Source organism: Acidisphaera sp. L21 (assembly GCF_009765685.1).
Lineage (GTDB): Bacteria > Pseudomonadota > Alphaproteobacteria > Acetobacterales > Acetobacteraceae > LMUY01.
This window is the reverse complement of sequence record NZ_LMUY01000045.1, coordinates 157521-164443: the sequence shown is the minus strand read 5'-3', so window position 1 is coordinate 164443 and position 6923 is coordinate 157521. Positions and strand designations below refer to the sequence as shown.

At 64.8% G+C, this 6923-nt stretch carries 6 protein-coding genes; 4 read left to right on the top strand and 2 right to left on the bottom strand.

Features of this window, described 5'->3' with window-relative positions; translation table 11 throughout:
• The first annotated feature begins 89 nt into the window (after window positions 1-89).
• The 4 genes from GSQ76_RS10500 (at window position 90) to GSQ76_RS10480 (ending at window position 4725) form a co-directional block, all read left to right on the top strand.
• Complete coding sequence (locus GSQ76_RS10500; RefSeq protein ID WP_158743844.1) at window positions 90-842, top strand: SDR family NAD(P)-dependent oxidoreductase; 753 nt, start codon at window positions 90-92, stop codon at window positions 840-842.
• 65 nt (window positions 843-907) lie between these two features.
• Window positions 908-2365 (top strand): 4-hydroxyphenylacetate 3-hydroxylase family protein, encoded by a 1458-nt coding sequence (locus GSQ76_RS10495; protein WP_158743843.1) that lies wholly within the window; start codon window positions 908-910, stop codon window positions 2363-2365.
• Window positions 2366-2674: 309 nt separating this feature from the next.
• Complete coding sequence (locus GSQ76_RS10485) at window positions 2675-3556, top strand: glycosyltransferase family 2 protein (protein ID WP_158743842.1); 882 nt, start codon at window positions 2675-2677, stop codon at window positions 3554-3556.
• Window positions 3553-4725 (top strand): GNAT family N-acetyltransferase, encoded by a 1173-nt coding sequence (locus tag GSQ76_RS10480; protein ID WP_158743841.1) that lies wholly within the window; start codon window positions 3553-3555, stop codon window positions 4723-4725. Before GSQ76_RS10485 ends, GSQ76_RS10480 begins: the two co-directional genes overlap by 4 nt.
• Window positions 4726-4735: 10 nt before the next feature.
• Here the strand turns inward: GSQ76_RS10480 and GSQ76_RS10475 are convergent, their stop codons facing one another.
• Together GSQ76_RS10475 and GSQ76_RS10470 are read right to left on the bottom strand one after the other, a co-directional pair.
• Complete coding sequence (locus GSQ76_RS10475) at window positions 4736-5293, bottom strand: HutD family protein (protein WP_158743840.1); 558 nt, start codon at window positions 5291-5293, stop codon at window positions 4736-4738.
• Complete coding sequence (locus tag GSQ76_RS10470) at window positions 5290-6876, bottom strand: ABC transporter substrate-binding protein (protein ID WP_158743839.1); 1587 nt, start codon at window positions 6874-6876, stop codon at window positions 5290-5292. The genes GSQ76_RS10475 and GSQ76_RS10470 overlap by 4 nt, the downstream gene beginning before the upstream one ends.
• Window positions 6877-6923 lie beyond the last annotated feature (47 nt).

Sequence of the window (6923 nt, the reverse complement as noted above, 5' to 3'; positions counted from 1 at the left end):
TACACCCATCGGCCAGACCCGAGCGAGCTGTTCCCGACATTGCGGCAGCGTCGGCTCGCGGCCTGAACCCGATAGCAAGGACCAAGACAATGAGCCTACTGGCAAACAAGATCGCCCTCGTCACCGGCGCCTCGAAGGGCATCGGCGCCGGCATCGCAAAGGCACTCGCGCAGGCTGGCGCAACTGTCGCCGTGAACTACTCGTCCAGCAAAGCCGGCGCCGACAAAGTGGTGGCCGAGATCCAAGCAGCCGGTGGCAAGGCCGTGGCGCTGCAGGGCGATTTCTCCAAGCAGCAGGACATCACCCGCGTCTACGCCGCCATCCGCGAGCAATTCGGCCGGCTGGACGTGCTGGTGAACAATGCGGGCGTCTACGCCATGATGCCGCTGGAACAGGTAACCGCCGAGGAATTCCACCGTCAGTTCGGCCTCAACGTGCTGGGCCTGCTGCTGTCCACCCAGGCGGCGCTGCCGCTATTTGGGCCGGAGGGCGGGTCGATCATCAACATCGGCTCTGTGGTCGCGACAATGGCGCCGCCCAATAGCGCCATCTATTCCGGCACCAAGGGTGCGGTCGACTCCATCACCATCTCCCTGTCCAAGGAGTTGGGCGCCCGCAAGATCCGGGTCAACAGCCTCAACCCCGGCATGGTGGAGACGGAAGGCGCTACCGCACTCGGCTTCATCGACGGCGATTTCGCCAAGCAAGTCGCGGCCATGACGCCGCTGGGGCGGATCGGGCAGCCGGACGATATCGCCAAGATCGCCGTGTTTCTGGCATCCGACATGGCCGGCTGGGTGAACGGCCAGCAGATCCTCGCCGCCGGCGGCCAAACGATGTAGCCGCAAGCGGGCATGACAAGCCCGCCTCTCCGTTGCACGATGGCTGTGCAACGGAGGGCGGGCTCATGATTCGCAGCGGCAACGAGTATCGCGACGGCCTGCGCGATGGCCGCGAGGTCTGGGTCGATGGCGTGCGGGTGCGCGACGTCACCACCCACCCGGCGCTAAAGCCGATCATCGACGTGAAGGCCCGCATGTACGACATGGCGCTCGAACGGGAGCATCAGGACACGCTGACCTATATCGAGGCCGGCGAGCGCAAGTCCATCTTCAACAAACCGCCGACTGAAACCAAGGACTGGACCGACAAGATCGCCGGCATCGACACGGTGCTGCAGGACATCCGCGGCGTCGTCACCCGGGTCGGCGATGAAACGGTGGGCGAAATGTGGTCCCTGCAGGATGGCCGGGATGTCCTGGCAGAGATCGATCCGCAATTCGCCAACAATATCGATCGCCACATTGCCGCCGTGCGCGATACCGATGTGTTCCACGTTTCCGCCAATACCGATCCGAAGGGCGACCGGTCCCAGGCCCCGCAGGAGCAGGACCCTGACATGATGGTGCATGTGACGCGGGAAACCGATGCCGGCATCATCATCCGCGGCGCCAAATACGAAACCGCCGCCCCTTATGCCGATCAGGCGTTCCTCAAGCCGACCTACGGGGCCTGGGTGAACGACGCGATGTCCGACTACGCGGTCGGCTGCATCGTCAAGATGGGCGCACCCGGCGTGAAGCACATCTGCCGCGCCGGGTTCGCCGGGAAGGGCCGGGTGGAAGATTATCCGCTCGCCAACCGGTTCGACGAGGTGGAGGCGCTGGTCGTGTTCGACGACGTGCTGATCCCGTGGGAGGACGTGTTTTTCTATCGCCACACCCGCGCCGCCCAGTTCATTCGCGGCACGCTGCATCGCTACTCCGCATTCCCCTACGTGCTGCGGCTGATGTACGTGGCCGACATGATGATTGGCGCCGCCTTGTGGAATGCGCAGCAGACCGGCCTCGATAAACTGCAAGGCGTGCGGGAGAAGATCGCCGACCTCGTCTGCTACCGGGAGGGGATCAACGCCCATCTGACCGCGTCCATCGCCATGGCGCAGCGCAGCCCGGCGGGGTTGCTGATGCCGCATCAATCGATGCTGTATGCCGGGCGGGTGTTCGCCTGTTCCCAATTGCCGGTGATGATGCACGTCGCGCGTGAACTCTGCGGCGGCCAAATCTGCGTCACGCCGAACGTGGCCTCGTTCGAGGCGGAGGGTTCCGGCGATTGGCTGCGCAAATTCTACACCTTGAACCAAAGCTGGCAGTCCGATGACCGGCGGAAGATCCTGGCCTTCGCGCGCGATTTGCTGAATTCGGACTACGCCGGGCACCGGCTGACCTTCGCGCAATTCGCCCAGGCGCCACACTTCAACCATCTTGCCGCGGTGTACAACAGCTTCGACTTCAGCGGCCCGCTGGATTTCGTGCGCAAGGCGGCGGACCTGTCGCCCCGCGTCACGGGAGGGAAGGGCGCATGACCACGCGCACCAGGCTGCGCCAGTTCACACCCGCGACACCTACCCGGCGCAGTATCTGGAAAAGGCCATGGCGAATGTGAAGATGCCGCGGGAAGAGGCCGGTTCCGCGCTTGAGCATATCGGCAAGATCACGATCTACCTCATCGATCCCTGCTACAGGGAAGCGGTGTATCGCGTGGCATGCTAACCCGGCGGACTAACCCTTAAAAACCGACCCCTGCAGACTCTCTCCTGCCGTTAACGTCTTATCCAGTTAATGAGACTATTCTCGTTTCACTAGTGGCGGCGAGTTGCTCAGGAGAAGACCAGGTGTCGATAACCACGGATGCGCCTGCACGCCGGGATGATCCATCCCTTGCCCAGCCTGGGTCGAGGGTCGATCGCCGGGCAATCCCCGACATCTCCGTCGTGGTCGCGACCTGCAACCGGCCAGGCACCCTGCTGGAGGCAGTGCAGAGCGCGCTGGACCAAGCCGGTGCCACGGTCGAGGTCATCGTCGTGGACGACTCGCCGGGCCATACCGCCGCTGGCGCGATCGACCGCCTGCATGACCCACGCGTCCGCTATGTCGCCAATCGCCGCCCCAGCGACGGCCGTCCCGCCGTCGCCCGCAATATGGGCGTGGCCCTGGCCCGCGGCGCGCTGATCCATTTTTTGGACGATGACGACCTTGTGGCGGATGGCTACTACGCCGCCTGCCTGGCCGCCTTCGCCGACCGCCCGGATTTGGGTGTGGTGTTCGGCGCCATCGAACCATTCGGCGTCGACCAGGCGGAGATCCAGCACCAGCGCGAGTATTTTGGCCACGCAGCGCACCGCGCCCGGCGTTGCGCCCGGCTGGGCCATCGCTGGGCATTCACTGCGGCTATGCTGTTCGGCCCTACGCTGTTGGTTTGTAGCGCCGGCTTGCTTCGCCGGTCGCACGTGACGGCGCTGGGCGGGTTCGACCCGGGTCTGCCGTTGGTGGAGGATGTGGATTTCTACATGCGCGCCATACGCCACGGCGGCGTTCAGTTTCTGGATCGGCCGGCGCTGCATTACCGCATCGGACCATCGCTGATGCGCCAGCCGGGTCGCGAACAGATGCTGCTGGAAAGCTACGAACGCTTGCAGGGCCGCTATCGCGCGCAACGCGGCGCGGCGGAGTTTATGACACTCAAATTATTGGCAAAAGGGCTGGGGCTTGCATGATGTTGATGATCGAAACGGCGACGCACGAGGATGCATTCGGCAAGCTGGCGGCGGAATGGGATGCGATGGAGATGGGATCCATGCCCCGCACGCCGTTCCAATCCTCGGCTTGGCACCGCATGTGGTGGCAGAATTTTCGCCGTAGCGGCATGAAGGTACGGGACGAATTGCGGCTGTACACCGTTCGCGATGCCTCCCACCGGCTGGTCGCCGTGGCCCCGATGATGCTGACCCATCGCCCGGCACATCTGCCAATTCGCACGCGGGAGCTGCAGTTTTTGGGTGCGGACAGCAACGTGACCGAGATCCGTGGCATGATCTGTCGCGACGGTTGGCAAAACGATGCGCTGAACGCGCTGGTGGACCATCTGGAAACCACGCGGGAATGGGACTGGGTGCAATGGCGCGGCCTGCCGGGCACCCGACCGCCGGCCATCCCGAAGTTTCGACCGACGCGCGAACTGCAGGATTTCTATTTGCCGCTGCCGGAAAACTGGGAAACGTTGAAATCCGGCCTGCCGCGCAACATGAAGGAGGCGCTGCGCAAGTGCTACAACTCGCTGGCGCGGGACAAGCACGAGCACGAGATCGCCGTCATCAGCGACCCGGCGGAGGTCAATGTCGCGTTTGCCCGGCTGTTGGACATGCACGCCATGCGGTCCGAACTGGATGGCACCATCCACCACATCAACGTGTTCGCCGCCCCCGAGGCGCGGGCGTTCATCACCCAATACGTCGCGGACATGGCCGCCGCGGGCAACGTGCGGATCTTCGCGCTGAAGATCGCTGGCGAAGCCGTCGCGATGCGCATCGGATTTACCTATGAGGGGGAGCTATACCTCTACTACTCCGGCTACGACCCGGCCTGGGGCAAATACAGCGTGATGACCACCGTGGTGGCCGAGGCGATCAAGTGGGCGATCGAGCATGGCTGTGCCCGAGTCAATTTGTCTACCGGGTCGGATGTGTCCAAAACCCGCTGGCGCCCGGCGCAGGTGGATTTCATCGAGGGCGTGCAGCCATCCTCCAGCCTGCGGGGGCAGATCGCGCTCGCGGTCGCTGACATGTTGCGCGACGGGACGTGGCGGCCGCCATTCAACGGTCCACGCGGCGGCGGCGGGAAGAAGAAGCGCGGCCCCGGCGCCGTGCCGCAGGCCGTGCCCGCCTAGCACATCACGTCTAGCGGGGGCCGATCGTGATCAGGGCCAGGCACAACTCGCCTACGCCCTGAAGCGAAAACCGCCCGCTAATTCGCGCTGCGTCCCGCGGCTGCAGCACCGCAACGTCGTCCCCTGCGGTAATCGTCGCCTCGCCCGCCAACAGCACCAGGAAGAACGCCGCCGCATCATCGGGCGCCGTTTGCGGGATATGCAACGCATCCCGGATAATCCGCACGCTGTGCCGGGCGGTGGCCCGGGCCGTCATCGCGTTGAGCACCATGCCTGGACCGCCGAGCAACTTGCACTCCGTCGGCCAGCCGCCATCGAAGGCGGACGGGCGATAGCGCTCGTCCACGCGCAACGTCGGATACCCCACGAACTCCAGTGCGAAGCCGGGCCCGTCGATCAGCGTGATCGTCCGATCTGTGCCGTCGTAGTGGGAGAATGGGGCATCCACATCCAGCCAGGCAAACCCGACATTCCAATGCGCCTCGGACGCAACATTGGCGCGGCGCCCGGCGGCATTGCGCCAGGGGGTGATGGGTAGTGTGGCAAACGGGATGAATTCCAGGCTCATGCAGATTTCTTCACATTCCAGAATAGGGCAAACCCACTGAGGATATCGCTAAGGCTCGTACGGTATGCGGTCGGCTGAAAATACTGGCCCAGCGGCACGAATGGCACGGTGTCAAAGACGCGAAGCTGCAGTTGCGCCGCCACTTGTTGCTGCGCGGCGACATCGGGCGCGGCGAACCAGGCGCTGCGTAACTCCTCGAGCTTCGGGTCGTCCGGCCAGCCGAACCAGGCATTGGCGCCATTGCCGCGCATCATCAACTGGGTGGCCGGGGTCATCTGGTCGGTGCCGGCGCTGAAGGTGAAGAAAACGCTCCAGCCGCCCTGGGCCACCGGATCCTTCTTCGCGCGCCGGGTGAGCACGCTGCCCCAGTCCATCGCCTGGTAGTCCACGTTCATCCCGATCTTGCGCAGCATATCCGCGCCCACATCGGCCAGCGCCTTCAGGTTTGGAAAATCCGTCGGCACGATCAGCGCCACCGTTTCGCCCTTGTAGCCAGCGTCCTTCAACTCCTGCTTCAGCTTGTCATAATCGCGTGGGGCGGTAATGGCGTCCATCCCAGCGTCGCTCGCCATCGGCGTGCCGGGGGTAAAAGCACCTGCGTTGTCCCGCCACAGCGTGCGGTCATCGCCCATCATGGCGGTCAGGAATTCCGACTGCACCACGGATTTCAACACCACGCGGCGGATCGCCGGATTGTTGAATGGCGGCTGCAGCCAATTCATCCGCAGCAGCGCCGCCTGGCCTGCCGGGTCACCCACCTGGACCTTGATCTGGCTGTTCTTGCGCAGCAACGGCGCCAGGTCGGCGCTGGCGAATTCCCACCAATCGGTCTCATTCGCCTGCAACGCGGCGGCGGCGGTCGCCGGATCGGGCGTGGTGTTCCACACGACGCGGTCCAGGTTGACGATCTTCGGCCCGGCCGTACCGCTGGGCGTGCCAGACGCCAGCGGCACGTATTCGGCAAACCGCTCGTACACCGCGCGGGCGCCGGGCACCCGTTCATCGGCCTTGAAGCGGAAGGGGCCGCTGCCGACCATTTCGGTCACCTGCACGGTCGGGTCGGTCTTCGCCAGGCGCTCCGGCATCATGGCGGGCATGTAGACCCCTGTCTTGGCCAGCGCATCCGGCAGCAGGGCGAACGGGTATTTCAAACGGAACACGATACGCCGGTCGTCGGGCGCGGTCAGGCTGTCGGTGGCGGCCATCAATACCTGGCCGAACGCGTCTTTCGTGCCCCAGCGGCGAAGGCTGGCGACGCAATCGCGGGCCAGCACCGGCGTGCCGTCATGCCAGGTCATCCCGGGCCGCAGCGTCAGTGTCCAGGTCTTGCCGTTATCCTCGGTCGTGTGCCCGGCGACCATCTGGCCCGACACGCGATACGCGCTGTCCACGCCATACAGCGTGTCGAACACCATGAAACCGTGGTTCCGCGTGACGTAGGCGGTGTTCCAATGCGGGTCCAGCGTCGACAGATCCGCCTGCGGAATGAACCGCAGCAGCCGGGCCCCCTGGGCGCGCGCCACATGCGGGCGGGACAGGGCGAGTGCGGCGGCTGCCGTGCCTAGCAGGGTGCGTCGTTTCACGGCGGTCTCCGATGCTGATGCGGAAAGGATGACAGTGCGCCGGAGCC

Bases quoted from the DNA above. Each gene is read 5' to 3' on its own strand.
- GSQ76_RS10475 (WP_158743840.1), bottom strand. From the start codon at position 5,293: ATGAGCCTGGAATTCATCCCGTTTGCCACACTACCCATCACCCCCTGG.
- GSQ76_RS10480 (WP_158743841.1), top strand. From the start codon at position 3,553: ATGATGTTGATGATCGAAACGGCGACGCACGAGGATGCATTCGGCAAG.
- GSQ76_RS10495 (WP_158743843.1), top strand. From the start codon at position 908: ATGATTCGCAGCGGCAACGAGTATCGCGACGGCCTGCGCGATGGCCGC.
- GSQ76_RS10500 (WP_158743844.1), top strand. From the start codon at position 90: ATGAGCCTACTGGCAAACAAGATCGCCCTCGTCACCGGCGCCTCGAAG.